General features: G+C 63.0%; 23 protein-coding genes, 1 tRNA gene and 1 pseudogene. 18 read left to right on the top strand and 7 right to left on the bottom strand.

All coding sequences use genetic code 11. The annotated features are described in order from the left end of the window. Positions 1–57 precede the first annotated feature (57 nt). From rpoD to GGR62_RS11160, 10 genes are all read left to right on the top strand, one after another. The gene (gene rpoD, locus GGR62_RS11200) at positions 58–1,932 is read left to right on the top strand and encodes an RNA polymerase sigma factor RpoD (RefSeq protein WP_184407974.1); all 1,875 of its coding nucleotides are present in this window, start codon (positions 58–60) and stop codon (positions 1,930–1,932) included. Between the two features lie 184 nt (positions 1,933–2,116). Next, positions 2,117–2,431 carry a DUF6566 family protein gene (locus GGR62_RS11195; protein ID WP_184408058.1) on the top strand — a complete coding sequence of 105 codons (315 nt, stop codon included), beginning with the start codon at positions 2,117–2,119 and terminating at the stop codon, positions 2,429–2,431. A gap of 203 nt (positions 2,432–2,634) precedes the next feature. Then, positions 2,635–2,710: transfer RNA gene (locus GGR62_RS11190), tRNA-Ile, on the top strand. 177 nt (positions 2,711–2,887) lie between these two features. Continuing rightward, the gene (locus GGR62_RS21440; protein WP_221229143.1) at positions 2,888–3,124 is read left to right on the top strand and encodes an Arm DNA-binding domain-containing protein; all 237 of its coding nucleotides are present in this window, start codon (positions 2,888–2,890) and stop codon (positions 3,122–3,124) included. Further along, positions 3,033–3,515, top strand: a complete 483-nt coding sequence (locus GGR62_RS11185) for an Arm DNA-binding domain-containing protein (RefSeq protein ID WP_221229154.1) — start codon at positions 3,033–3,035, stop codon at positions 3,513–3,515. Before GGR62_RS21440 ends, GGR62_RS11185 begins: the two co-directional genes overlap by 92 nt. A gap of 260 nt (positions 3,516–3,775) precedes the next feature. Then, positions 3,776–4,144, top strand: coding sequence for a hypothetical protein (locus GGR62_RS11180; RefSeq protein ID WP_184407973.1), 369 nt, complete (start codon positions 3,776–3,778; stop codon positions 4,142–4,144). A gap of 59 nt (positions 4,145–4,203) precedes the next feature. Beyond that, complete coding sequence (locus GGR62_RS11175) at positions 4,204–4,428, top strand: hypothetical protein (protein WP_184408064.1); 225 nt, start codon at positions 4,204–4,206, stop codon at positions 4,426–4,428. After that, the gene (locus tag GGR62_RS11170; RefSeq protein ID WP_184407972.1) at positions 4,429–5,028 is read left to right on the top strand and encodes a hypothetical protein; all 600 of its coding nucleotides are present in this window, start codon (positions 4,429–4,431) and stop codon (positions 5,026–5,028) included. Between the two features lie 212 nt (positions 5,029–5,240). Continuing rightward, a complete protein-coding gene (locus GGR62_RS11165; protein WP_184407971.1) occupies positions 5,241–5,396 on the top strand; it encodes a hypothetical protein in 156 nt (51 codons plus the stop codon). 187 nt (positions 5,397–5,583) lie between these two features. Beyond that, the gene (locus tag GGR62_RS11160; RefSeq protein WP_184407970.1) at positions 5,584–7,383 is read left to right on the top strand and encodes a chloride channel protein; all 1,800 of its coding nucleotides are present in this window, start codon (positions 5,584–5,586) and stop codon (positions 7,381–7,383) included. Between the two features lie 110 nt (positions 7,384–7,493). On the opposite strand, the gene GGR62_RS11155 is transcribed toward GGR62_RS11160, so the two are convergent. Continuing rightward, the gene (locus GGR62_RS11155; RefSeq protein WP_184408063.1) at positions 7,494–7,736 is read right to left on the bottom strand and encodes a hypothetical protein; all 243 of its coding nucleotides are present in this window, start codon (positions 7,734–7,736) and stop codon (positions 7,494–7,496) included. Positions 7,737–7,925: 189 nt separating this feature from the next. Here GGR62_RS11155 and GGR62_RS11150 point away from each other — a divergent pair, with 189 nt between their 5' ends. From GGR62_RS11150 to GGR62_RS11140, 3 genes and pseudogenes are all read left to right on the top strand, one after another. Then, positions 7,926–8,108, top strand: coding sequence for a hypothetical protein (locus GGR62_RS11150; protein ID WP_184407969.1), 183 nt, complete (start codon positions 7,926–7,928; stop codon positions 8,106–8,108). Positions 8,109–8,350: 242 nt separating this feature from the next. Then, positions 8,351–8,581 (top strand): DUF1653 domain-containing protein, encoded by a 231-nt coding sequence (locus GGR62_RS11145; RefSeq protein WP_184407968.1) that lies wholly within the window; start codon positions 8,351–8,353, stop codon positions 8,579–8,581. A 51-nt stretch (positions 8,582–8,632) separates the two neighbouring features. Then, positions 8,633–8,963 (top strand): annotated as a pseudogene (locus GGR62_RS11140) (hypothetical protein). A 100-nt stretch (positions 8,964–9,063) separates the two neighbouring features. Here GGR62_RS11140 and GGR62_RS11135 read toward each other — a convergent pair. Both GGR62_RS11135 and GGR62_RS11130 read right to left on the bottom strand, forming a co-directional pair. Beyond that, the gene (locus GGR62_RS11135; RefSeq protein WP_184407967.1) at positions 9,064–9,801 is read right to left on the bottom strand and encodes a DNA/RNA non-specific endonuclease; all 738 of its coding nucleotides are present in this window, start codon (positions 9,799–9,801) and stop codon (positions 9,064–9,066) included. A gap of 711 nt (positions 9,802–10,512) precedes the next feature. After that, positions 10,513–10,917 (bottom strand): Rid family hydrolase, encoded by a 405-nt coding sequence (locus GGR62_RS11130; protein WP_184407966.1) that lies wholly within the window; start codon positions 10,915–10,917, stop codon positions 10,513–10,515. Positions 10,918–11,042: 125 nt separating this feature from the next. On the opposite strand from GGR62_RS11130, the gene GGR62_RS11125 reads away from it, so the two are divergent. Then, the gene (locus GGR62_RS11125) at positions 11,043–11,969 is read left to right on the top strand and encodes a LysR family transcriptional regulator (protein WP_184407965.1); all 927 of its coding nucleotides are present in this window, start codon (positions 11,043–11,045) and stop codon (positions 11,967–11,969) included. Between the two features lie 38 nt (positions 11,970–12,007). Here the strand turns inward: GGR62_RS11125 and GGR62_RS11120 are convergent, their stop codons facing one another. After that, positions 12,008–13,744, bottom strand: coding sequence for a M14 family metallopeptidase (locus GGR62_RS11120; protein ID WP_260305858.1), 1,737 nt, complete (start codon positions 13,742–13,744; stop codon positions 12,008–12,010). Between the two features lie 681 nt (positions 13,745–14,425). Between GGR62_RS11120 and GGR62_RS11115 the strand changes: the two genes are divergently transcribed. The 4 genes from GGR62_RS11115 to GGR62_RS11100 all read left to right on the top strand — a co-directional run bounded on the left by GGR62_RS11115 (position 14,426) and on the right by GGR62_RS11100 (position 20,107). Then, positions 14,426–15,163, top strand: coding sequence for an ATP-binding cassette domain-containing protein (locus GGR62_RS11115; protein ID WP_184407963.1), 738 nt, complete (start codon positions 14,426–14,428; stop codon positions 15,161–15,163). A 10-nt stretch (positions 15,164–15,173) separates the two neighbouring features. Beyond that, the gene (locus GGR62_RS11110; protein WP_184407962.1) at positions 15,174–16,610 is read left to right on the top strand and encodes a DUF3526 domain-containing protein; all 1,437 of its coding nucleotides are present in this window, start codon (positions 15,174–15,176) and stop codon (positions 16,608–16,610) included. Beyond that, positions 16,610–17,878 carry a DUF3526 domain-containing protein gene (locus GGR62_RS11105; RefSeq protein WP_184407961.1) on the top strand — a complete coding sequence of 423 codons (1,269 nt, stop codon included), beginning with the start codon at positions 16,610–16,612 and terminating at the stop codon, positions 17,876–17,878. Before GGR62_RS11110 ends, GGR62_RS11105 begins: the two co-directional genes overlap by 1 nt. Before the next feature lie 81 nt (positions 17,879–17,959). After that, complete coding sequence (locus GGR62_RS11100; RefSeq protein WP_184407960.1) at positions 17,960–20,107, top strand: TonB-dependent siderophore receptor; 2,148 nt, start codon at positions 17,960–17,962, stop codon at positions 20,105–20,107. Positions 20,108–20,133: 26 nt separating this feature from the next. Here the strand turns inward: GGR62_RS11100 and GGR62_RS11095 are convergent, their stop codons facing one another. From GGR62_RS11095 to GGR62_RS11085, 3 genes are read right to left on the bottom strand one after another with little or no spacing between them, the layout of a single operon-like run. Then, positions 20,134–20,787: a DUF2894 domain-containing protein gene (locus tag GGR62_RS11095; protein WP_184407959.1), complete on the bottom strand. Its 654-nt coding sequence runs from the start codon at positions 20,785–20,787 to the stop codon at positions 20,134–20,136. Beyond that, a complete protein-coding gene (locus GGR62_RS11090; protein ID WP_184407958.1) occupies positions 20,784–21,458 on the bottom strand; it encodes an OmpA family protein in 675 nt (224 codons plus the stop codon). Before GGR62_RS11090 ends, GGR62_RS11095 begins: the two co-directional genes overlap by 4 nt. Next, a complete protein-coding gene (locus GGR62_RS11085) occupies positions 21,455–24,127 on the bottom strand; it encodes a DUF802 domain-containing protein (protein ID WP_184407957.1) in 2,673 nt (890 codons plus the stop codon). Before GGR62_RS11085 ends, GGR62_RS11090 begins: the two co-directional genes overlap by 4 nt. Positions 24,128–24,132: the final 5 nt, after the last annotated feature.

Below are 24,132 nucleotides of genomic sequence, written 5' to 3'. Positions count from 1 at the left end.
ACGCTGGTATAATGCTAGGTTCTCTTTCCAATCTCAAAGCCGGTGGCGCGAGCACTCATGGCCAACGAACGTCCTGCCCAGCAATCCGACATCAAGCTACTGATCAGCAAGGGCCTGGAACAGGGCTATCTGACCTACGCCGAAGTCAATGACCACCTGCCCGACGACCTGGTCGACCCGGAGCAGATCGAAGACATCATCAGCATGATCAACGGCATGGGCATCGATGTCCATGAAGTTGCCCCCGATGCCGAAACCCTGCTGCTCAACGATGGCAACACCGGCAACCGCGAAGTTGACGATACCGCCGCCGAAGAAGCCGCCGCCGCGCTGACCGCGCTCGATACCGAAGGTGGTCGCACCACCGACCCGGTGCGCATGTACATGCGCGAGATGGGTACGGTCGAGCTGCTGACCCGCGAAGGCGAAATCGCCATCGCCAAGCGCATCGAAGAAGGCCTGAGCCAGGTCCAGGCAGCGCTGGGCGTGTTCCCGCTGTCGACCGAAATGCTGCTGGCCGATTACGAAGCGCACAAGGAAGGCAAGAAGCGTCTGGCCGAGATCGTGGTCGGCTTCAACGACCTGATCGAAGAGGCCGACGCCGCCGCCGCCGCGCTGGCCGCTGCTGGCCCGGTCGCAGCCGACGATGACGCAAGCGACGACGCCGACGACGAAGACGGCGACGACGACGCTGCCGAGGAAGAGGCCGGCCCGACCGGCCCGGACCCGCTGGAAGTCGCCACGCGCATGGAGAACCTGGCCAACGAATACGCCAAGTTCAAGAAGGTCTATGCCAAGAACGGCGCCGAGCACAAGCTGGTGGTGAAGGCGCGCGAGGACATGGCCGCCATCTTCACCACGCTCAAGCTGCCGCTGCCGCTGACCGATGCGCTGGTCACCCAGCTGCGTGGCGTGGTCAACGGCATCAAGGATCACGAGCGCAAGGTGCTGCACCTTGCCACCACCGTGGCACGCATGCCGCGCAAGGACTTCATCCGTTCCTGGGAAGGCAACCAGACCAACCTGGAGTGGGTGGAAGACGCCCTCAAGCGCAAGCAGAAGTGGTCGTCGGCGCTGCGCGACGTCAAGGATCAGATCGTCTCCGAGCAGCAGGGCTCGATCGAGATGGAGAAGGCCAACTACCTGACCCTGGGCGAGATCAAGGAAATCAGCCGTGCGATGGCCTATGGCGAAGCCAAGGCGCGCAAGGCCAAGAAGGAAATGGTCGAGGCCAACCTGCGTCTGGTCATCTCCATCGCCAAGAAGTACACCAACCGCGGCCTGCAGTTCCTGGACCTGATCCAGGAAGGCAACATCGGCCTGATGAAGGCCGTGGACAAGTTCGAGTACCGTCGCGGCTACAAGTTCTCGACGTATGCGACGTGGTGGATCCGTCAGGCCATCACCCGTTCGATCGCCGATCAGGCGCGCACCATTCGTATCCCGGTGCACATGATCGAAACGATCAACAAGTTGAACCGCATTTCCCGTCAGATGCTCCAGCAGTTCGGCCGCGAGGCCACGCCGGAAGAACTGGCCAAGGAAATGGACATGCCCGAGGACAAGATCCGCAAGGTGATGAAAATCGCCAAGGAGCCGATCTCGATGGAAACCCCGATCGGCGACGACGAGGATTCGCATCTGGGCGACTTCATCGAGGACACCAATGTGGAGTCCCCGATCGACAACACCACCAACATCAATCTCTCCGAGACGGTGCGTGATGTGTTGGCCGGTCTGACCCCGCGCGAGGCCAAGGTGCTGCGGATGCGCTTCGGTATCGACATGAACACCGATCACACGCTGGAAGAAGTCGGCAAGCAGTTCGACGTCACCCGCGAGCGGATTCGTCAGATAGAAGCCAAGGCGCTGCGCAAGCTGCGTCATCCGAGCCGTTCGGAACAGCTGCGTTCGTTCCTCGACATCGACTGACATCTCGGTCGTATCCGTGCAGTAAATCACAACAGCCCCGCACTCGCGGGGCTGTTGCGTGATGGGCCACGCAGGTGGCGAGGCGTGTTCGGAGATCCTCGTAAGGCGCATTGTGCGAGATGACGCGATCCTGTGGACTTCACGTATCGGCGACGAAGCAACACCGTGCCGCAACATTAAAGCGATGTTTCTCCCAAGCTCACATCGCGTTCTACCCGGCACTTCTAACGTGATGGGCGAACGGAAACGGGATCGTCTTATGAGTAGGCAAAGCCGCTTTGAAACCACCACGTACCGCGACCACGAGATTCGCGTACGCGCCGAGCAGGCAGCCCCGGACGCCAAGTGGACGTTGTGGGTCGATGTGTACGCGCTCGGCGGCAAGCGCCAGCCACGCGTCGGCGGCCAGGGGCCGGGTTGGGCGACGTATCAGGACGCCATCGCGCACGGGTTCCGTACCGGTCGTCAGTTGATCGACGGGCAGCTCGAGATGGCCTAGCGGCTGGGATTGGTGGATTCGGGATTCGGGATTTGCGTGTGAAGAGCCCGGCCGCCGCTGGGTTTTCTTGTTTGCGCAGCGTAAGCGTGGCCATCGACCGTCAAGGTGCCGACGCACAGCAGACAGCGACGCACGCGGACAGGTAAACTTTCGCTTCAGCTGGAAGGTCCGACATGCCTCGCATCTCGCAACCCACCCGCGCCGGGCCTATAGCTCAACGGTTAGAGCAGAGGACTCATAATCCTTTGGTTCCAGGTTCGAATCCTGGTGGGCCCACCAAATTCCGGTTCAAGAACGTCCGATATAGTCCGGAAGGTTCAAGAAATCCCCTGAAAAACCTTGGTATTTGGTCTTGCAAGGTCCAGCTGGATCCAATTGCATCCATGTGTGAAGTGAGTCGGGCTGTGAGTCGTTCTATCGCATTTTGCCTGCCCGACTCACAGGTGCCTGACTCACATGCTTACAGATACAAAGCTTCGCGCGCTTAAACCTAGGGATGCTGCCTTTCGGGTAGCTGACTCAAACGGTTTGTGCATTGAGGTGCGTACCACTGGTGCAAAGGTTTGGCGGTATCGCATACCGGTATGCAGGCAAGCCAAGCATGGTGACCATCGACGAGTACCCTGCGCTTTCACTGATGCAGGCTCGTGCAGAGCGCGACAAGCTACGCATGCTGCTGAAGGGTGGAGCTAATCCGGCCCATGTCGCTCGGATTGAGCGAGCGGTCCAAGCCGAGCGCGTGAACACTACATTCGGAACCATTGCGCTTGAGCTGTTGGCTAAGCGAGCGAAGGAGGAGCTAGGTCCATGTTCGGTAAAGCGAGAGCGCCGTCTGATCGAAAAGGATTTGGCTTTTATTGCTGACATGCCGATCACTGATGTCAGTGCTCCCATTCTTCTGGCTGCTCTGAGCACTCACTGCAAGTATGTTCGCTGCGGGAATTTTTCTTCCCGGTGGTGGATACGGCGTCGGAGCAAAACAGGTAGATCAATATGCTTTGCGCGCGGTGCAGGATGGCTGGTATCCCATAATGACACGCGGCCAAAAGATTCCTACTGGTCAGGCATGGCTCAACCAAGGTGAAGTTTGGAAATTCGGAACATCAAAAAATGTGCCAACTAGGTATTCATAAAGTTATCTAGATAGCATAGGTACTGGTGGCGTTAGGATAGACCCGGAATTCAGCGGGACTCTGAGCGAAGCCCTTATGTTAGAGCGCATGAAGATAGACAATGCTGTGCACCAAAGTGGTAGCCTCCCACCTGGAAACAAAATTAGAAGATGATTGCATGCAGCTACGATTGACAAGTGATGCAAACTGGGAGACTAGGACTGGTCGGGTCATGGAAGTGCTAGTCAATAGAGCAGATTTTTTCTCTGAAAAATTTTACGGCTCTGGATTATCTAAGCTAGTGATAGTTTTAATGTGTAGATTGCCGGAGCTGGACTTCAAGAAGAGAGTGAGGTTTTCAAAGAAAAACCTCGAGTTGTATTCAGATGTAATGCTGAGTTACGAGGTAATGGTTCAGTCTTCCATGAGAGACCGGATTTTGTATGTAGCTGATCAGATAAATATTCAAATTTCAGATGTAATTAATAATAAAAAAATACATGAATTTGAAGGAGTGATATTCTTGAATGACCTTAAAGAGTGGCTTGATAAAACCGTCGTTGAGTACGATGGGCATACAAGCGGCGCTTGGCAGTATTAGGAGGCTGAAAAAGTCACCCAAGACGCTTGGCGCTATCGGCTAGAGTTACGGAGTCATTAATGCAACTGACGTTCGGTGACGCGGAGATCCTGGGCAAGCGCAAGCAGACCCGCCGTAAGATCTTTCTGGCCGATATGGCCACAGGAACCCGATCCGGCTTTCAACTTGAAAGTGACGCTTTCTGGCATTCAAGAAGGCCGTTGGAAACAGGCTGGATCATTGAGCGTCTAGCCAGAACAGAAGATGACGAAAACCTGGTTCAGATGAGCCCTAAGGATGGATAAATGTTCAGGAGGTTCTGTCTGGCCGCGCTTGCCTGTCTCGCTGCAATCGATGTGGTTGCGGCTGCGCCGTCGTCGAATTTTTGTGCAGCCATCAAGGCGCTTCCTCTGCAGGACTATCGCAAGACCGCTGCGCTTCTCCATAACGTCGAGACGGTTCGGACTTCGGAAAAGAGTGCTGGGGACGGTCGGTCGGTCGAAGATATCCAGGCGGCCATCGCCCCTTACGCGCTTTCGCCTGAACTGAAGCAGGTTTTCATCGATCAATCCGACAGTGTCGAAAACGACTATTCCGTTTATAGGAGTACGGGTGATGCGCTGTTTCAGTTTACCGATGTCCAGGGCTCGATGAAGTGCGCAAACGATGTGTGGGCTGTCAGAAAAGGGACGCAGCTTGAATTGCTGAGCGATGGCCCCGACCTGGGCGAAGGTTGCGATGTCGTCCGCTTATACGGCACCTTCGGTAAGGTGCCTGTGCTGGTTCAATATCTGTATCAATCCGCCGGATCGGGTTCTGGTGCCGCACATGTCGAGAAAGTGGAAGAGATTCGGGTTGTCGCGCTTGAGCCAGATCAGTTGCACAACGTCTGTGTCATAAGGTGAGAAGGCCGCTTGCGCAGTTGAGGCCTTCGTGAGCAATCGCGCTGACTTGTTCTGGAAGCCAGATGCGATAAGCGCAATAATTGAGAAGGGTCTATTGCTGAAATTGAGAAGGGTCTCTTTCTGACGAGGACAGTAAGATTGTTGCCGCTGACCGCATCGGCCTTATCGATCCACGCCTTACAAGATCGGAAAGCCTTTTCGTTGGCGTTGAAATGCTGCGCAAAGATATCAAGGGCACTCTGGGACTGACTCTGGCGAATGAAGCGATTTCCAGAGTAGAAGCGATCGTCAACGAACCGCCGCGTGCGGTGAACCGGTCTGCTCCGGAACTATCTTTCCAAAGGCTGCTGCATGAAACCCCAGTTTGATTCAGGTCAGTGCGTCTGGTTTCAACGTCCTTAGGAGACAGGTCATACCAATCGCCGCCGCAGGCGGCAATCGGCAATGGCACGGCTGCTGTCAGACGGCGCAAGGTCAGCAACGTTCTTGCACACTACACATCGCCGCTGACTCTTCCATTTGCCGATACCCGATCCTGCGGATCATTGGTCTCCCATGCAGCCACGACTTGCCACCACCGCGTGTGCGCCGTCTCCAGCCCTTGCGCAGCTGCGCCGTCCGTTGGACTGGTTGCGCAGGCAATTGCGTGCGAACGATCTGTGGTTCATCGCGCTGGCGGCGGTGGTGGGCCTGATTGCCGCAGCATTGATGGTGGTGCAGGCAGGCATTGCCCACGGGTTGCAGGCGTGGCTGTACGGGCTTGCGCCGGAAGCGCGACTCAGCACCTCCGACGCGATCACCGCAACCCAGCTATTGGTCTTGCCCTTGGGTGGGTTGTTGGTAGGTCTGGTGGCGTTGATGGCGCGTCGACGCAAACGGCCGCTGGTGGATGCGGTGGAGGCCAATGCCCTGCATGGCGGGCGCATGTCGATGCGCGACAACCTGATCGTGGCGGTGCAGACGTTGTTGTCCAATGGGGTTGGTGCGTCGGTTGGGCTGGAGGCGACCTACACCCAGATGGGATCGGGCGCCGGCTCGCAGTTTGGTCGCGTGTTGCGGGTGCGCCGGTCTGACATGCGCACACTGGTAGGTGCGGGCGCGGCAGGTGCGATTGCCGCTGCGTTCGGCGCACCGCTTGCCGGTGCCTTCTATGCGTTTGAAATCGTCATCGGTGCGTATACGCCATCGGCACTGGCACCGGTGGCTGCTGCTGCATTGGCCGGTGCGTTCATGGCCAACGCGCTCGGTGCTGCGCCATATTCGCTGCCGGCGGCGGTGGCCTATCAGTTGCAGCCGCGCGACTATGCGATCTATATCGTGCTGGGTCTGATCTGCGCCTTGATCGGCATCGCGGTGATGCGCCTGGTGGCCAGCATCGAGCGTGGCGCGGGGCGCATCAATCTGCCGATCTGGGGTCGTCCGGTGGTGGGTGGGTTGCTGCTGATTCCGCTGGCGCTGTATTCGCCGCAGGTGCTGTCATCCGGGCATGGCGCGTTGCATCTGGATATGACCAGCAGCAGCACGTTGCAGATGTTGGCGACCCTGCTGGTGCTCAAATGCATTGCATCGGGCATTTCGCTTGGTTTCGGTTTTCGCGGCGGTCTGTTCTTCGCCTCGTTATTCATGGGCTCGTTGGTCGGCAGCCTGTTTGCGGTGTTTCTGAACCTGCTGGTGGGTGCGGCGGTCGTGGACACGACAAGCGCCTCGCTGGTGGGCATGGCGGCGCTGGCGGCGGCCATCGTCGGTGCACCGATGACCATGGCGATGCTGATCCTGGAGGGTACGCATGATTTTGTGCTGGCAAGCGCAGTGATGGTGGCGGTGTTGGTGGCCAATACCGTGGTGCGGCAGGTATTCGGGTATTCCTTTTCCACCTGGCGTCTGCATCTGCGTGGCGAAAATATCCGCAGTGCCCGTGATGTGGGTTGGGTCCGTACGTTGTCGGCCGGCAAGATGATGCGCAAGGATGCCAACCACACCGCGCACGACATCAGCGTCAGTGAGTTTCGCCGGCGGTTTCCATTGGGGTCGACGCAGCGTGTCGTGCTTGAAGACGCCGCGGGGCATTACGCGGGCGTGGTGCCGCTGGCGGTGCTGTATGCCGACAACGTGCAGTTGGACGCACCAGTGAGCGATTACGCCAAGCACCGTGATGCGGCGCTGCTGGCAGAAACCGATATCGTCTCCATCATGAAAGTGTTCGATACGACACAGGCCGATGAGTTGGCGGTGATCGACACCGAACGCAAGGTGTTGGGTGTGCTGTCCGAAGGATTCGTGCGCAAGCGCTACGCCGAGGAGTTGGAGCGGCGCGAGCGCGAGTTGATGGGCGAGCGCGCTGCGGGCGATGAGTGAGGGTGGTGGTGCGAAGGGGCAATGCCGTGCATGCGCGACGGCCGCTGTCGTGCACCATGCCCATGACCATGACCATGGCGCACAGGTGCATGCGTGGAGAGTGAAGCGGCTTAGAGGGTGGTCTCCACCCGCAGATGCGATGCAGTGACCGCCGGGGAGGATGACGGGCCGACGTCGCGTTCGGGCGTGGGTGGAGCTGCGTGCAGCGCACGTCGATGGAGCAGCGCGGTCAGGCGGCGGTGGCAGTCGCGGAAGGCGAGCGCCGAGGCCGGCATGTCGCAGGCATCGAACGTCTCTGCCTCGGTCTTCCAGGAGGCGAGCAGGTCTTCCAGGTCGCAGATCAGGCTCGGCATGGTGTTTGCTCCTTTGGTGTGTGGATACCTACGCAGGAATGCCGCGCTCGGATGCAGCCAGGTGCGAGCCGATCATGCGGACTCATGCGCAGTATGTTAATCGGTCAGCCGCACGCCTGCAGAACACACGTGTGCATCACATGGCCGGTAGGACGGTGACGATGCGCACTTCTGCCGCTGGAGCGAAGCATGAGCAACAACGAGAATGGCAATCGCGGCATCGACGATCCAACGCCACCGAACGGCGTCAAGGCGCCTGGCAAGCACGAGGATCTGCTACAGGATAGGGCTGTGCAGGACACCGAGATCGATGACAACGATGGCATCGAAGACCAGATCGATGAACAGCACGACGCTCAGGCATCGTCCTGAGCGCCGCCCCGCCCGGGGCATGCCGTGCACGTTGCGGCATTCCGGGACAGGGCTGCCAAGCACTTGAAGCGCGGCGGCAGCGAGCTGACCAGCTGTGGTGGGCAGAGTGGCCAATGCAGCAGCCTTGAAAACCGATCCGCATGGCGCCCGTGGCGGTGATCTGCCGACTGCATCGTCGACGATCGCTCGCTACCTAGTGAGCGTCGCTCTAAACTCCAATGCCCTTGAACGTGTCGAGTGCCATGGATTCTCTGCCTCCGCTGCCCGCCATCGCGTTGGGTCACTACCGTCACTTCAAGGGTGGACGTTACGAGGTGCTGGGAGTGGTGCGTTGTAGCGAGACGCTCGCGCCGCTGGTGCTCTATCGGCCGTTGGAGAGTGACATCGGCATGTGGGTGCGGCCGTATGCGATGTTCATGGAGCAGGTGGAGGTGGATGGTCGCGTCCGTCCCCGATTCGCGCATGTGGAGTAACGATGTGTCGCCTTTATGCAAGGCCATGCGCCGGTATGGTGTGAGGCGGCGGTGACTGCTGCGGCCACTGTCATCACCACGCCGGATGGCCGCTATCTGATCGTGCGCGGCCGGCTGTGGCGGGCCGCCAATCCGCATCTGAGCGAGCGGGCGCGTGCCGCGTTGGTAGGCGATCTGATGGATGCGTGCCGCGAGGTCAAGGCCGCCAGAGGCAACGACGATGCGCAACGGCTGGCCAGCGCACGCCATGCGGTGCAGATGGCCAAGGTTGCATTGGGTGAGCGCGGACCAGTGTGGTGGACCGATGGCAGCCAGGACGTCAACCGGCATCTGGTCAGGAACACGCCGTATGCCGGATTGGTTTGCTGCGATCGGCTCCTAGCGCGTGGGAGCCGTCGTGCAACGCTGTCTTGTTGGTTGAAAAATGGCAAAGCCCGCAGCATCCGGGCTTTGCCTGTCGTCTGCACGCTTGGTGCGACCGATCAACTCAGGTCGCAATTGCTCGGCTGCGGCCAGGTGGTGGCGGGCAGCATGGCCTTGACCGCCGCCGGTGCGGTGATGCCGATTTCGCTGGCGCCGTAGAGGTCTTCCAGCTCGTCGATGCTGACGATGTAGCTGTCGAGCGAGCCAAGCGTGGCGCTGTTGGGAATCAGCCAGCTGATCGCGCGGGTGCCGCCGCCCGGGTTGGCGGTGATGATCGTCTTCCAGAAGAAGTCCGGGGTGCGGATGCCGTGGCTTGCAAGAAAGTAATCGTTGCTGGTATCGCTGTAGATCACGCCGCCGTAGACCTGCACGCTGGCGATGTCGCGGTAGCACTCGGCGACGTTTTCAGCCTTCACCCAGATGCCTTGATTGAAGCTGGCCACCTGCGGAACGATGTTGGACATCAGATTGGCGCGACGAATGTAGGTGGCGTTGTAGTCCATGTGATTGGAGGTCACCAGATGCCCGCGATCGTAGCCTGAGCGCACGCTGGCATAGGACGCAGTGGACGTCTGGCCGGCGCAGCCACTGGGCAGTTCGGTGTCGAGGTTGAAGCTGGACGGACGCGCGGCCGATCCGGTGTCGGCTTGCAGCACGTATTCGTAACGGAGTGCGGTGTGATTGGTGCAGTCGTAGCGCAGCGTGTAGCCGCCCTTGTTGAGGGTGACGACCTGCGCCTGGGCAGCGGCACTGAACGCGGTGAGAAGCGCAACGGCGAAGAAGATCCTGAAACGCATGACGATGAAGCTCCTTGAGATTTCTCGCACGTACGCCATCGCCGATTGCACATGCAGGGATCGGCGTTGCGGCGAGTACGCGCTGTCGGGGGAATGGCTGGCACGCTCAGTGACCAGCGCGCCAGCTATCGCATGCGAATGTGTCTTCCTCGTGACGTGCCACGCAGAAGTGTGCGGACGCACCGCGATGAGGTGCGAAGCTGTGATGCGGTCTTCAGGTTTGCACGTAAGAAACCGATGCGACGCGAGGTGCGCGTTGTTTGCGCATCGAAGGCACCGTGCGCTATGCGCGCGTCTGAAGTGTGCATGTGTGACAGGTGACAACGCACCTCATGCGTCGCCAGGATGCGTATTTGCGGTGTTGCGCCGTGTACTTTCAGCCCGAGCGCGGCCGCCAGAGAGCTGACGATGCGTAAGCGCAGGTGATGCGCAGCTAGGCCGTAGTGATGGCCCGCATGCCGCCGCGAAGCGATGGAGAAAACACGTGTGACCGCTCCTGCGACGATGCAGCACTGGGTCGATGGGGGTGCAGGATCACCACGATCACGTGGAAAGCTAGACGGCAAACGACGCATCGTGGTGCGCCGCATGAGAGGCGCCGCCTGCCGTCTGCCCGCGAACGAAACACCTCGGACGTATTGGTACCGCACCCACCTCAGCACCAATGTGGCGCATTCGGAAAGGGATGTTGCAAGCGCCCCCCCCGCGCACTTACGGCCGACTGCGATCGGGCAACTTGACGACCACCTTGATCTCGAACCGAAAGCCGGCCAACCAGGTCGCGCCTACCGCAGTGACGGTAGGAAACGGTGCCGGACCCCAGTAGCTGACCCATTTCTCCCACGCGGCCTCGAATACGTCGTCTGGGTTGACCATGAACAGGGTGACGTCGACGACGTCCTGCGAGGTGCAGCCGGCTGCGGCAAGGATGGCATCGAGATTGTCGAAGGCGCGCGCGATCTCCGCATCCAGCTCCGGCTCGGGCGAGCCGTCTTCGCGGCTGCCGACCTGGCCGGAAACGAACATCAAGCCATCGGCGCGTACCGCGGGCGAGTAACGGTGGCGCTCGTACAGGGCATGGCGTCCCTGCGGAAAAACGACGTCACGTGTTGCCATGACACTCTCCTTTGAATGGGCTCGGAACAGGCAGCCACATTAGATGCCTGGCCGCGCCGGATAAATCGACAACGCCGACCAGCACTATTTGTAGAATCCAAACAATCTTTGGTTCGGGAGCGGGAATGGATCGGTTCGATGCGATGCAGGCATTCGCGCGCGTGGTTGAGGCCGGCAGCTTCACCAAGGCGGCCGAAACCTTGCACATGAGCCGCGCCAGCGTGACCCAGCTGGTGCAGCAACTGGAAGCGCGGTTGCGCGTCACGCTGCTCAACCGCACCACGCGACGGGTGCATGTCACTGCCGATGGCGCGGCCTACTACGAGCGCGTGGTGCGGTTGTTGGCGGACATGGACGACGCCGAGACCAGCCTGTCCGGCGCATCGGCGCTGCCGCGCGGACGTCTGCGTGTGGATGTGCCCAGCCCGTTGGCGCGTTTGATCCTGATGCCGGCGGTGCCGGCATTCCATGCGCGCTATCCGGATATCCAGCTGGACATGGGCGTCAGCGATCGTCGTGTGGACCTGATCGGCGAGAATGTGGATTGCGTGGTGCGCGGTGGCACCATCACGGACCTGTCGCTGATTGCCCGGCATATCGGCGATCTGCAGACGGGTATGTATGCGTCACCTGCGTATCTGCAGCGGTTGGGAACGCCGGTGCATCCGCACGAGTTGGAAAACACCCAGCACCGCTGCGTGGGATTCATGCGCTGGGGCAGCAGCAAGACGTTGCCCTATGTGATGCAGCGTGGCGACGAGGCTGTCAGCGTGCAGGGGCGGCATGTCGTGGCGGTCGATGATGGCAATGCGTATCTGGCCGCAGGATTGGTCGGCATGGGGGTGATTGGCTTGCCGGTGTACATTGCCAATGCGCATGTTGCCAGCGGCGAACTGATACCGATCTTCGACGACTGGCAGACGGCGCCGATCCCGCTGTCGATCGTGTTCCCGCCCAACCGGCATGTCAGCGCCAAGCTGCGTGTCTTCATCGACTGGATGATTGCCTTGATGGCCGAGCATGCGCCGGCTCGGGCGCATGCGTTGGGTTGATGGCGGCGCAGTCCGCGCAGTGGTGCTGGCGATGAAATTTACCGTTCCAACTCACGTCGCACCGGATAGCGCCAGCCATCGATCGCCGCGTAGGGCGAACGCGCGTAGATCCAGTGCAGGCGGGCGTCGCCGTCGGCCCGGAAGGCGGCATCGCTGGCGAGCTTGCGCTCGAACTCGGCGCGCAGGGCGGCGTCGCTGCGCAGCACGCGCTCGGTGAAGTCGACCAGCTCGGGGCCATACAAGCCGCTGTCGGGGCTGCCGGCGTTGCGGAAACGTCCACTGGCCAGCAGCGAGTCGCTGCTTTGCGGTTCGAGCAGCGCGGCGGCCAACATGCGCATCGGTTGGTCGGCGGGCACGCGGATGCTGCCGACGGCGAAGGTTTCATCCACGCCGTCGGAATGCGTTGTCTGGGTGCCGCCCTCTGTCGCGATGCGGATCTGTCGGACCTGCACCTGGCGCGGCTGCTGCAGGCGTTCGTAGCGGATGCCGTGCGCCTTGAGCAGGTCGACCACATCGTCGTTGCCCGGCGGAATCCACCACGCGATCGGATACTGCACTGCTTGCGTCTGCCGGTAGCCGATCACCGGCATCGTCCAGGTTTCGTCGCGACCCTCCCAGCGCAGTTCCTGCCTGCCGGATACCGGCGACAACGCACGGGTGTAGGTGACGCCCTTGAACGGGACATGGGCGATCGGCTGCGGCAGGCGCTCCCAGGCCACCATCAATGCCTGCGGCCGTGCGGCGCGATCTGCGCGCTTGGCAGTATCGATGCGTGCAGCGTCGCGGCCGACCACACGCAGGGCGTTTTCCAGCAGCACGTAGTCGCCGAGCACGCGCTGCCGGTACGACTTCAGCCGATGGTTTTCCACCAGCACGGTGGGAATGCCGGCGAAGTCGCCGTAGCCGGTGGAATAACGTGGCCCCTCCGGCCCATACCGCAGGCCCGAGCGCGGCTCGTCTTCGTCGATCAGGCTGGGGTAGATCGCCGGTGTGTGGCCCTGCTTGCGCAGTGCGGCATTCATCGCTGGCGTGAAGCGCTGTTGCAGCCAATCGGCGGTGGCGCGCGAGCGCGCATAGGTGCCCCAGCCGGCGAAGGTAAAGGTGATGTCGTATTGATGATCCAGTCCGCCACTGACATGCAGGTCGATGTACAGCGCCGGATCCAGCGTATGCAGCAATGCGACCACTGCGCGGGTTTCCGGCGCTTCCAGGTTGAGGTAATCGCGGTTGAGGTTGATGCCGCGCGTGGTGGTGTTCCAGCCGGCATTTTGCGGCCCACGCAGCGCGGCGCCGACCAGCGGCCCGCGTTGCTCGTGACCATCGCTGTTGAGGATCGGCACGAACACGAAATCCACCTCGTCGAGCAAACCGTCCTTGCCGCGTTGTGCGATGTCGCGCAGCAGCATCAGGCCGGCGTCCTTGCCGTCGATCTCGCCGGCATGGATGCCGGCCTGCGCCAGCACCACCGGCTTGCCGGGCTTGCCTTTATGCGCGCGCACCAGCAGCAGATCGCGCCCCTCGCTGGTCTTGCCGAACACCTCCAGCGACAACAACGGCGAGGCCGCGACCAGGCGTTCCAACCATGCGCGCGTTTCCTCGTAACTGGGCGTGCTGGTGAAGTCGCTGCGCTCCGCTGGCGTGCTCCACGCATCGTCTGCAGCGGCGATCAATGCCTCGCTTGCGCCATGCCATGCACGTACTGGCGGCAACGGCGGGCTGGTGTCGATGGACTGCGCGTTGAGCTGTGTAGCGGTGAACAATGTCGTTGCAAGCAGGGCGCTGACGGCGTGCAGGGTGCGGCGCGTTGCAGGCTTGCCGGCGGCGCTGTCAGGGGGGTGCAGACCGAGCGTCTGGGAAAGCGAGCGGCGCGGTGGGAGACGGCGGAGATCGAAAGGCATATGTGACGTCAGGGGTCTCGATTTGAAGAGCGGGGGCGACAACGCGCAATGCGTCTGGATGACAGCGCCGGCAACGGCTGGCGGAGTCCAGCGCAGCGCACCGGCACCGATCGGTTGCAGCCGACCGGCAAAGCCGCCGATGTCGCAATGCAGTGCGGGATAGCGGCGTGCGCGCTGAAGCAGTGTCTAGCAGTGAAGAAGGTGCGTAATTAGAGTAACAGTCGAGCCGTTCGGTGCTGGCGTCGATCACTCAACGGGGCGCGGCGCGCCAGCGCGTCATCGGGCACCGATGCGCTGCGCCGGCTGCCGATGCAGAGCTGTGCCGGATCGCTGCCATCGCGTTGCACCGGTACCCGGCACGTGTCCGCGCAGGTGCGATGCTGCGATAAAAAACGGTGGCAAGAAGCCGCATTTTTCTCGGCTGCGTCCACGCGACATGGGCGTTCGTCGTGGTGGGCACGGCAGGTGACGCCGATCAGCATGCACCGCCAATGCCACGCCAATTCAAGCTGCGCAAGAAATGTGATAACGTATCATTTCGTCAAAATCTCGCCAGTCATGCCGTCCACGCATTCCTCTCCCGCAATCTCGATCAACGACCTGCACGTGGCCTATCGCGGACGCGCCGTGCTGCAAGGGCTGAATCTGCAGGTCGCGCAAGGCACCGTTTACGCCTTGCTGGGTGGCAACGGTGCCGGCAAATCCTCCACGCTCTCCACACTGCTCGGCTTCGTCAAACCCACCTCCGGCAGCCTGCGCGTGGACGGCATCGATCCGGTTGCCGATCCCGGCGCTGCGCGCGCGCGCCTTGCCTACCTGCCGGAAAACGTGGCGCTTTACGAGCATCTGAGCGCACTGGAAAACGCAGATTACCTGCTGGCGCTCGCTGGTCAGCGCCGTGGCCAGGCAGAGATCGGTCAGGCATTGGCCGCTACCGGCCTGCAACGTGAGGCATGGAGCCAGCGGCTGGGCGGATTTTCCAAAGGCATGCGGCAAAAGGTCGCCATTGCCGTGGCCACCTTGCGTCAGGTGCCGGTGCTGCTGCTGGACGAGCCCACCTCCGGCCTGGACCCGCGTGCCATTACCGACTTCAATCGGTTGCTGAGCAGCGTGCGTGCGCGTGGCGGTGCGGTGCTGATGGTCACTCACGATCTGCTTGGCGCGGTGGATGTCGCAGACCGCATCGGCTTTCTGGAACACGGCCGTATTGCCGATGAAATCTGCGTCGGCGACAGTGGTTTCGACGTCAGCACGCTGCATGCGCGCTTTGCGCGTCCGCACGATCAGGCCGCATGAGCGTTGCCCGATGAGTCCTGTGCTGCTTGTCGCGCGCGAAGAACTGCGGTTCATGGCGCGCAATCGTTCCGCGGCCATCGGTGTGGTGTTGCTGATGCTGCTCACGCTGGTGGCCGCGCTGACCGCTGCGCATCATCAGCGCGAGGTGGCCGAGTTCCGCGCACGTCAGCAGCAGGCTGCGCAGCAGGCGTTCGAGGCCCAGCCGGACCGTCACCCGCACCGGATGGTGCATTACGGACAGTTCATCTATCGTCCGCTGCCGGCGCTGGCCGCATTCGATGCGGGCGTGGACGCGTTCACCGGCAACAGCATGTTCCTGGAAGGTCATCGCCAGAACACCGCCAACTTCGGCGATGTGCGTCAAAGCTCGTTGCTGGTGCGCTTCGGGCAACTGACACCTGCGTTCGTGTTGCAGATCCTGGCCCCGCTGATGCTGGTATTCCTGGGGTATGGCGCGGTGGCGCGCGAGCAGGAGACCGGCACCCTGCGTGCTTTGTTGCTGCAGGGCGCCACGCGTCGGCAATTGTTCGGCGGCAAGTATCTCGCGCTTTCAGTGGTAGCCGGCGCATGCCTGCTGCCGGCACTGGTCGGCCTGGTGCCCGTCGCCTTGCTGCCGGGCCAGGCGCTGCGGGTCGTCTTGCTGGTGCTGGCGTACGCGATCTATCTGCTGGTGTGGTGCGCGCTGGTGCTGGCGGTGTCGATGCAGTGCCGGCGCGGCCGCGATGCGTTGCTGGTGTCGCTGGCGCTGTGGGTGTGGCTGGCGTTGCTGGTGCCGCGCGTGGCGCCGGATGTTGCAAGTGCCGCCTATCGCCTGCCGACGCGGATGGAAACCGATGTGGCGATCCAGCGCGATCTGCGCGTGCTCGGCGACAGCCACAACCCGGACGACCCGCACTTCGCGCAGTTCAAGCGGCAGACCTTGCAGCGCTATGGCGTGCAGCGCGTGGAAGATCTGCCGGTGAACTACAAGGGCCTGCTCGCGCTGGAAGGCGAGCGGCTCACCTCGAGCTTGTTCGAGCGCTACGCCGCGCGCGATTCGGCCATCCAGCAGCAACAGAACCTGCTGGTGCGCACCTTCGCCTTGCTGAGCCCGACAGTGGCGCTGCGTGAGGTATCGATGACGCTGGCAGAAACCGATCTGCAGGCGCATGAACGCTTTCTCGCCCAGGCCGAGCGCTATCGCTACACGTTGGTGCAGCAACTCAATCGGCTGCAGGCCGAAGCGGTCAGCCTGGCCGACGACAGTGCGCAGGATGCCGGCGCCGATCAGCGCAAGCGCATCTCCTCCGACCATTGGCATCGCATTCCGGTCTTCGCGTTCCAGCCACCGTCCACAACCGACGTGGTGCGTGCCGCAGGCACGGCGCTTGCCCTGGTCGGCGCATGGTTACTGGCTGCGCTGTGCATGCTGATCGCAGCCGGGCGTCGTGTGGGAGTGACGCGCTGATGGTGGTGTGGAAATACGAGTTGCTGTTGCTGCTGCGCGCGCGTGCGGCGGTTGCCGGGTTGGTATTGCTCGCGGTGTTGACCGTGTGCAGCCTGCTCTCCGGCCAGCACGTCATCGACGCACAACGCGGCAACATCGCACGCATCGCAGCGCTGCAGCAGGAAGACATCGCGGCGGTGGAGGACTATGTGGCGCGCTCCAACGATGCCGGCAGCGCGGCCTACTACAGCTTCCACCCGACCTGGGACGCTCCTTCGCCGTTGGCGTTTGCGGCAGTCGGCATGCGCGATGTGTCGCCGTACATCCTGCGTATCCGCGCACTGGGCCTGGAAGCGCAGATCCACGATGGCGACAGCTACAACCCGGAGCTGGCGTTGGCCGGGCGCTTCGACTATGCCTTCGTGCTGGTGTTCCTGCTGCCGTTGTTCGTGATCGCATTGCTGTTCGATCTACGTTCGGGCGAACGCGAAGCAGGGCGTGCGCGCATGCTCGCTGCGTTGCCGGGCGCGGGCACGGCGTTATTGGTGCGGCGTGTGGTGGTGCGTGCAGCTGCCGTATTGCTGTGTCTGGGCGTGCCGTTTGTGATTGCCGCAACCCTCAATGCGGTGCCGCCGCTGCAACAGCTGGCGGTGTTGGCGCTGACCTTCGCCTATCTGCTGTTCTGGGTGCTGCTGGCGGTGCTGGTCGGGCGCATCCACTGGCGCCCGGCGGCGCATGCCACCGCCTTGGCTACCTGCTGGGTGGTGCTGGCCTTGGTGGCCCCGGCATTGGCGCACGTGGTGATCAATCAGACGGTGCCGGTCAACCAGGGTACCGAAGTCGCGCGGTTGCAGCGCGAGGCGGTCAATCATGCCTGGGACATTCCGCGCCAGGACACCATGCGTGCGTTCTACGCGAACAATCCGCAGTGGGCCGACTCGGCGCCGCTGACCGATGCGTTCCACTACAAGTGGTATTTCGCCTTCCACGAGAACGGCGATCAGCAGGTGGCTCCACAGGTTGCCGCCTATCGCAAAGGACTGGAGCGACGCGAGGCGCTCGCGCAGCGTGTGGCCAGCGTGTTGCCGCCGGTTGCGGTGCAGGCGGCGTTGTCGCGTCTGGCGCATACCGATCTGCGCGCGCAGTTGGCCTACCAGGACCGTATCCGCGCCTACCATCGAGCACTACGGACGTTTTACTACGGCTATCTGTTCCGGGACCGGCCATTTACGCGCGAGGACTTCCAGCGTGCGCCTCGGTTCGATGCAACGGCCGATCCCGCCTCGTAGCGGAAGCCGCGCTCCACCAACCAATCAGATCTTTCATCTGCGACACGGCCACTGCGCCATGCCCTTCAGGAGTCCTGCCCGATGTCCGTGTCCATGCCGCGCCGCCTTCCGGCGCACATGCTGCCCCTCCTCAGTATGCTGACCTGTGCTGCAGGCGTCAGTCCGTTTACCCAGGCCGCCGAGCCGCAGACGCGCGACCTGGATGCGATGCAGGTGCGCAGCCAGTACACGCCGTATCGCGCGTTGAGCGTCACCGGCGCCACCAAGACCGATGCGCCGCTGCGCGACCTGCCGATCAGTGCGCGCGTGCTGGATCAGACCTTGTTGCAAGATGCCGGCGTCACCGATCTGGCCGGTGCGCTTGAACTGGCCAGCGGCATCACCAAGGCCAACAACCTGGGTGGGTTGTGGGATAGCTATTCGATGCGCGGCTTCACCGGCGACCCGAATTTCAGCTCCGATTACATGGTCAACGGCTTCAACGCCAGCCGTGGTTACAACGGCCTGCGCGATGCGGCCAATACGCAGAGCATCGAAGTGATCAAGGGCCCGGCGTCGGCGTTGTACGGGCGCGGCGAGCCGGGCGGTGCGGTCAATATCGTCACCAAAAAACCGTTGTTCCAGCCCCAGCACAGCGTGGACCTGTCGGCAGGCCGGTTCGACAGTTATCGCGCCGCGGTGGATAGCACCGGCCCGCTGGGCGAAAACCTGGCCTATCGCCTGAATGTGATGCACAAGGACCAGCACAGCTTCCGCGACACCGTCGATAGCGACAATACGTTGCTGGCGCCGTCGCTGCTATGGATGCCGACGCCCGATACCACGGTGTCGTATGAGCTGGAATTCGTGCGTATCCATACGCCGTTCGATCGCGGCGTGACCGCCATCAATGGCGATGCCAACCGGCTGCCGGCGTCGCGTTTTCTGGGCGAACCGCGCGATGGCGATATCGATCTGCATTCCACCGGGCATCAGGTATTTGTGGTGCACGGCTTGAATCAGACCTGGTCGTTGCAGGGCGGGGCGACCTATCGCGACAGCGGCATGCGCGGTTTCTCGACCGAGCCGTGGACGCTGCAGGCCGACGACCGCACGCTGCGGCGCGAACGCCGCTACCGCGATTACCAGGGCCGCGATATCGCCGCACGTGCCGAACTGCTCGGCAGCCTGCAGGCGGGCAGCGTCACCCACAATGTGTTGTTCGGCATCGACGGCAATCGCTTCGACGACAGCCGCTTTCAGCAGCGTGCACGCTCGGCTGCCACGCCGTACGGCATCGACGTGCTCGCGCCGCAGTATGGCGTGGCGCAGCCGGGGCGGCTGGCCACGACCACCGATACCGAGGAGCGTCAGCAGGTGTGGGGCGTGTATGCGCAGGATCAGCTCGATCTCGGCGCGCGCTGGAAGGCCTTGCTCGACCTGCGCTACGACCACTACCAGCAAGATCTCGACAACCAGCTGCGCGGCACCACGCAGCGCGCGTCCGATGGCGTGGTCAGCCCGCGGGCCGGGATGATCTTCCATATCGACGATGCGTTGTCGCTGTATGCGAGTGCGGCGGCGGGCTTTCGTCCCAACAGCGGAGTGGGCGCCAGCGGCCAGAGCTTCGCACCCGAGAAAAGCCGTTCGCTGGAGACCGGGCTGAAATACGTGCAACCCGGCGATGGACTGGAAGCGACGCTGGCCGCGTTCCGCATCGACAAGAAGAACGTGCTGAGCCTGGACCCGGCCGACATCAGCTTTTCGCTGCCGGTGGGCCAGATGCGCAGTCAGGGTGTGGAGCTGGATCTGCTCGGTCGTGTGACTCCGCGCCTGGCCGCATCGGTGGGCCTGGCCTATACCGATTCGCAGGTGACGCGCAGCAGCGCCGCCGCCGCCGGCACCGGGTTGGCCGAAGGGCGACAATTTCCGAACGTGCCGCGCTTCGCCGGCAATGCCCTGGTCAACTACGAGCAGCCGTTGACCGGCAAGCGCAGTGCAGCGTTGGGCGTGGGCGTGTTGCATACCGGTGAGCGGCTGGGCTCGGTGGATAGCAATACCGACTTCGTGCTGCCCGCGTACACGGTGTGGCGCCTGGTCGGTCATTACGACCTGAGCGAGCGCCTGCGCCTGTATGCCAAGGTCGAAAACCTCACTGATCGCCGCTACGCTGCGTTCTCCTACAGCGAGCAATGGGTGTATCCCGGTGCGCCGCGTAGCTGGACGGTGGGCGTGCGTTTGCGGTTCTGAGACACGCCGTGATGCGATTGGTCGCTCTAACTGCGACGCGTGGACGGTCGCTTGCTGCGCTTCCTGCCCGGCGCCACCGGTGCCGGGTCATCGTTGGCCAACGCACCACCGCTGTGCAGTTGTTCCAGCCACGACAGCGCGTCGACATAGCCGAGGAAGTGCTGCAGGTAGCCGGGCGAGCGCTCGCGCATCAGGCTGATGCAGCGGTGTACCAGTACGCTGGAATTGAGCGGGCCGGCGTCCTTGGGTGCGTCCTGCAGCGATTGGCGCACCTGGCTGGCGGTACGCACCGTGGTCCAGGTGCGGCGGAAATCGTCCAGTGCTGGCAACTCCGGGAACAGGCTTGGGTCGGCTGCGGCGGTCTTTCTGCTGTCCACCTCCATCAACGCCGCATGGCCTGCCATCTGCTCGGTCAATGCGCCCAGCGCGCTGCGTTGCACAGCACCTGGAACAGCATGGCTGATTGCACGACGGCGCGCTGCTTTCTTTACCGTCGCCGCATAGGCATCGACCAACGCATCCAGCTTCTCTTCCAGCACCGCGCGCACTGCACCGCTCTGCGTCTGCGCACGCGTCGCCAACGTCTGCATCAGATGGAAATGCACCGGGTCCAGCTGGTCGGCACCCTGGCCGCGCCAGCGTTCCAGCCGCGCGTGTACGGATGTCGCTTGCGTGCTCATCGCGCCGCTGCGGCCGGTGCTGGCTGTGCGGACGCGGGCCCACGCGACGTGGACGGGCGCGCGATCGGTGCGATCTCCACCCGTCGGTTCTTTGCGCGGCGCGCTTCGTCGGCATTGGAATCCACCGGCTGTTGCGAGCCGAACGCCGCAGCGAACACCGACGATGCCGGCACGCCTTCGGCGATCAGCGCACGCGTCACGGTGAGTGCGCGCTGTGCGGACAGTTCCCAGTTGTCGGCGTAGCGACGGTTGCCGCCCAGCACCGGGCGGTCGTCGGTAAAGCCGCTGACCATCAGGATCTCCTCGCGCGAGGCCAGGTATTCGGACAATGGGGCGGCGAGCGTCTTCAGCACTTCGCGGCCCTCCGGCTGCAATTGGTCGGAATTGAAGGCGAACAACACGTTGCCGCGGATGCCGATGCGCCCATCGACCAGCGTCACGCGGCCGGCGGCCAGCGGCGCGGCCAGCGCCTGTTCCAGCGTCTTGCGGCGCTGCGCTTCGGCCTGGCGTTGCTTGACCTCTTCATCCAAGCGACTGGACAGCTGCAACTGCACACCGATCACGCCGACCAGGATCAGCACGAACGCGCCCAGCAACACCGACATCAGGTCGCCGAAAGCGGCCCAGATCGGTGTGCCCGATTCGCCGTCGATATCGATCTCATCGCTCATGCCGTGGTGGCCTCGCCCGCATCGGCATTGCCGGCATCGTGACGGCCGCGATCGAGCTGACGCAGTTCTTCGATGATCTGCTTTTGCGACAGCATGCTGAGATCGACCACTTCGCGCGCCTGCGCCACGTAATACGCCAGCTGGTCGTCGCTGCGGGCGAGTGAGGCATCCAGTGCGCTGGCGACGTGTTGCAGGCGCGCGTTGAGCTCACTGGTGGAGCCGCTGAACAACTGCACCGCCATGCCGAAGGCTTCGCCGAGGCTGGCCACTTCCACCGCGCTGCCGCTGACATGCGCGGCCACTTCTCCGAGCTTGCCGGTCTCGTTGCCGATCTGTTCGGTGAGCTGCGTGCCCACGCGTTGCAGCAGGTCGGCCGAGGTGGTGACCAGCGCATCCACCGCTGCGCGTTGTTCGGTGGAGGCGTGGTTGACCGCGTTGAGCAAGGTGTCCAGCGTGGCGAGCAGCTTGCTGCGCTCTTCCAGCATGGCGGTGTCGCGCACCATGCTCTCGGACAGGTTCTGGCGCAGCTCGGCCACCACATCGGCGGCGGCCTTGGGCGCTTCGGAGGCGATCTGCATCAGGCGCGCCACTTCGGTGATGGTGGCGCTGGCCTGTGCCTGCGCCTGCGTGGACAACTCGCTGGCGGTGCTGGCCAGGGTCTCGCAGATCGCCTGCTGCTGCTGGGCGACGCGCTCGCCGGTGCGTTCCCACTGCGTGGCCAGGGCCGCGCTCATCGCGGTGAAGCGCTCGCTCCACAGCGCCAGGCGCTGGCTGTCGCGCGCTTCCAGCGCGGCCTGCAGGTCGGTGTGGGATTGCTGCAGGGTGCCGACCAATGCGGCGGCATGCGCATCGAAGCTGGCGGTTGCCGCGGCGAGTGCGCTCTGGTGCTGGGTGGCCAACGCGGCGCTGGCGTCTTGTTGCTGCGCCAGTGCGTCGTTCCAGGCGTTGGCCGCCGCGCTGCTGGACTGATCCATGCGCTTGGACACCGCATCGACCAAGGCGCTGGAGCGGGCGTCGAAGGTGCTGGCGAACTGCGTCAGCGTGCTCTGCAACTCCTGGGTGAGCGCATGGTTTGCACGTTGCTGCTCGGCCACGGCCGAAGTCCAGCTGGCCGCTGCGGCGGCCGTGCTGGTTTCCAGGCCGCTGCTCAGGCCATCGAGCTGTTGTTGCACGGCCTGCTGCACGCCGTCCTGCAATGCGGTGGTCTGCTGGGCAAGTTGTTCGAGCGTGGCGTGCAATTGCGTGCTCAGCGACGCGGTGGCGCGTTGCTGCTCGGCCAGCACTGCCGCCCAGTTGTCGGCGGTGGCGGCGTTGCTGCGTTCGAACCCATCGGTGAGTGCGGCCAACTGCTGCTGGACTGCGTGAGTCACGCCGTCCTGCATGGCCGTGCTGCGCTGATCGATCTGTTCCAGTGTGGTCTGCAACCGTTCGTTGAGCGCTTGCTGCGCACGTTCCTGCGCGGCCAATGCGGCCTGCCAGTGGTCGGCAGCGGTGCGTGCGCTTTGCTGGAAGCCGTCGTTGAGGCCGTGCAATTGCTGCTGCACGGCGGTGCTCACGCCATCGTGCAGCGCGGTGGTCTGCCGGGCGATCTGCTCCAGCGTGCTCTGCAGTTGCGCATCCAGCGCCTGCTGCGCGTGTTCCTGTGCAGTGAGCGCGGTGGTCCACTGCGCGGCGGCAGTGGTGGCGCTGTGTTGAAAACCGCGGGTGATGCCATCGAGCTGTTGCTGCACCGACTGGGTGAGGTGCTCATGCAGCGTGGCGGTGTCGCGCGCAATGCTGGCCATGGTGGCTTCCATCGCCGGCTGCAATGCCGCGCTCACCGCGCGTGCGCTGTCGGCAACGCCGGCCTGCAGCGATTGCTCCATCGACGTGGCCAGACGCACATACGCCGCCTCGCTCCTGGCGTGGAACTCGGCCTGCTGCGCGGCCAGACGCGCGTCGGCAGCGATGCTCTGCTGTTCGATGGTGCTCATCAGCGCCTGCAGCCGATCGATCAACGCCGGCATCAAGGCGCTTTGTTGCTGTTGCAGCTTGAAGACTTCGCCACGCTGGTGCGCGTCCGAATGCGGATGCAGGTCGGTGGCGATCTTCAGGTCCAGCCGCTGCACGGCCTGCAGCCGCTCGCGCCGGCACAGCGCCGACAACAGTCCCAGCATTGCCGATGTGGCAACACCGGCAATCGAGGTGCCGAACGCAAACGCCAGCCCTTCCACCGGTGCGGCCAGCGAGCCGCGAATGGCCTGCAGATCGGTGGCACTTTGCAACGCAAAACCGGTGCCCTTGAGCGTGGCCATCATGCCGAGCAGGGTGCCGAGCATGCCAAGCAACACCAGCAGGCCGACCAGATACGGCGTGAGCACGGGAGCGGACAAGGCCACGCGCTCGCCCTTGATGCGCAGACGCACCGCATTGCGCAGGCTCGGATGCAGCCGCTCCAGCCATTCGCCCAATGCTGATGGCGCGGTGGTCAATGCCGCAACGGCATCGTCCAGCGTTGCGCTGGCCTGGCGGTACCGGTACAGCTCTACGGCGCCGGCCACGTAACAGGCGCCGATCACCGCTGCGATGCAGGCACCCAGCGGGTTGGAACCCAGATAACCGATACCGACCCAGCAAACCGCCAACAGGCCGACGACAAACACACACACGTGTACGAGAGTTCTGAACATGAGGT

This window comes from Xanthomonas sp. 3075 (genome assembly GCF_014197275.1).
Classification (GTDB): Bacteria; Pseudomonadota; Gammaproteobacteria; order Xanthomonadales; family Xanthomonadaceae; genus Xanthomonas; species Xanthomonas campestris_B.
Note: the sequence above shows the minus strand (reverse complement) of the source record. Positions and strands in the feature narration are given on the sequence as shown.

Excerpts from the sequence above, each read along its gene's own strand:
- GGR62_RS11150 (WP_184407969.1), top strand. The coding sequence starts at position 7,926 with ATGAGCAACAACGAGAATGGCAATCGCGGCATCGACGATCCAACGCCA.
- GGR62_RS11125 (WP_184407965.1), top strand. The coding sequence starts at position 11,043 with ATGGATCGGTTCGATGCGATGCAGGCATTCGCGCGCGTGGTTGAGGCC.
- GGR62_RS11130 (WP_184407966.1), bottom strand. The coding sequence starts at position 10,917 with ATGGCAACACGTGACGTCGTTTTTCCGCAGGGACGCCATGCCCTGTAC.
- GGR62_RS11145 (WP_184407968.1), top strand. The coding sequence starts at position 8,351 with ATGGATTCTCTGCCTCCGCTGCCCGCCATCGCGTTGGGTCACTACCGT.
- GGR62_RS11110 (WP_184407962.1), top strand. The coding sequence starts at position 15,174 with ATGAGTCCTGTGCTGCTTGTCGCGCGCGAAGAACTGCGGTTCATGGCG.
- GGR62_RS11135 (WP_184407967.1), bottom strand. The coding sequence starts at position 9,801 with ATGCGTTTCAGGATCTTCTTCGCCGTTGCGCTTCTCACCGCGTTCAGT.
- GGR62_RS11195 (WP_184408058.1), top strand. The coding sequence starts at position 2,117 with ATGTTTCTCCCAAGCTCACATCGCGTTCTACCCGGCACTTCTAACGTG.
- GGR62_RS11175 (WP_184408064.1), top strand. The coding sequence starts at position 4,204 with ATGCAACTGACGTTCGGTGACGCGGAGATCCTGGGCAAGCGCAAGCAG.
- rpoD (WP_184407974.1), top strand. The coding sequence starts at position 58 with ATGGCCAACGAACGTCCTGCCCAGCAATCCGACATCAAGCTACTGATC.
- GGR62_RS11115 (WP_184407963.1), top strand. The coding sequence starts at position 14,426 with ATGCCGTCCACGCATTCCTCTCCCGCAATCTCGATCAACGACCTGCAC.
- GGR62_RS11180 (WP_184407973.1), top strand. The coding sequence starts at position 3,776 with ATGGAAGTGCTAGTCAATAGAGCAGATTTTTTCTCTGAAAAATTTTAC.
- GGR62_RS11105 (WP_184407961.1), top strand. The coding sequence starts at position 16,610 with ATGGTGGTGTGGAAATACGAGTTGCTGTTGCTGCTGCGCGCGCGTGCG.
- GGR62_RS11100 (WP_184407960.1), top strand. The coding sequence starts at position 17,960 with ATGTCCGTGTCCATGCCGCGCCGCCTTCCGGCGCACATGCTGCCCCTC.
- GGR62_RS11085 (WP_184407957.1), bottom strand. The coding sequence starts at position 24,127 with ATGTTCAGAACTCTCGTACACGTGTGTGTGTTTGTCGTCGGCCTGTTG.
- GGR62_RS11170 (WP_184407972.1), top strand. The coding sequence starts at position 4,429 with ATGTTCAGGAGGTTCTGTCTGGCCGCGCTTGCCTGTCTCGCTGCAATC.
- GGR62_RS11165 (WP_184407971.1), top strand. The coding sequence starts at position 5,241 with ATGCTGCGCAAAGATATCAAGGGCACTCTGGGACTGACTCTGGCGAAT.
- GGR62_RS21440 (WP_221229143.1), top strand. The coding sequence starts at position 2,888 with ATGCTTACAGATACAAAGCTTCGCGCGCTTAAACCTAGGGATGCTGCC.
- GGR62_RS11090 (WP_184407958.1), bottom strand. The coding sequence starts at position 21,458 with ATGAGCGATGAGATCGATATCGACGGCGAATCGGGCACACCGATCTGG.
- GGR62_RS11155 (WP_184408063.1), bottom strand. The coding sequence starts at position 7,736 with ATGCCGAGCCTGATCTGCGACCTGGAAGACCTGCTCGCCTCCTGGAAG.
- GGR62_RS11095 (WP_184407959.1), bottom strand. The coding sequence starts at position 20,787 with ATGAGCACGCAAGCGACATCCGTACACGCGCGGCTGGAACGCTGGCGC.
- GGR62_RS11160 (WP_184407970.1), top strand. The coding sequence starts at position 5,584 with ATGCAGCCACGACTTGCCACCACCGCGTGTGCGCCGTCTCCAGCCCTT.
- GGR62_RS11185 (WP_221229154.1), top strand. The coding sequence starts at position 3,033 with ATGGTGACCATCGACGAGTACCCTGCGCTTTCACTGATGCAGGCTCGT.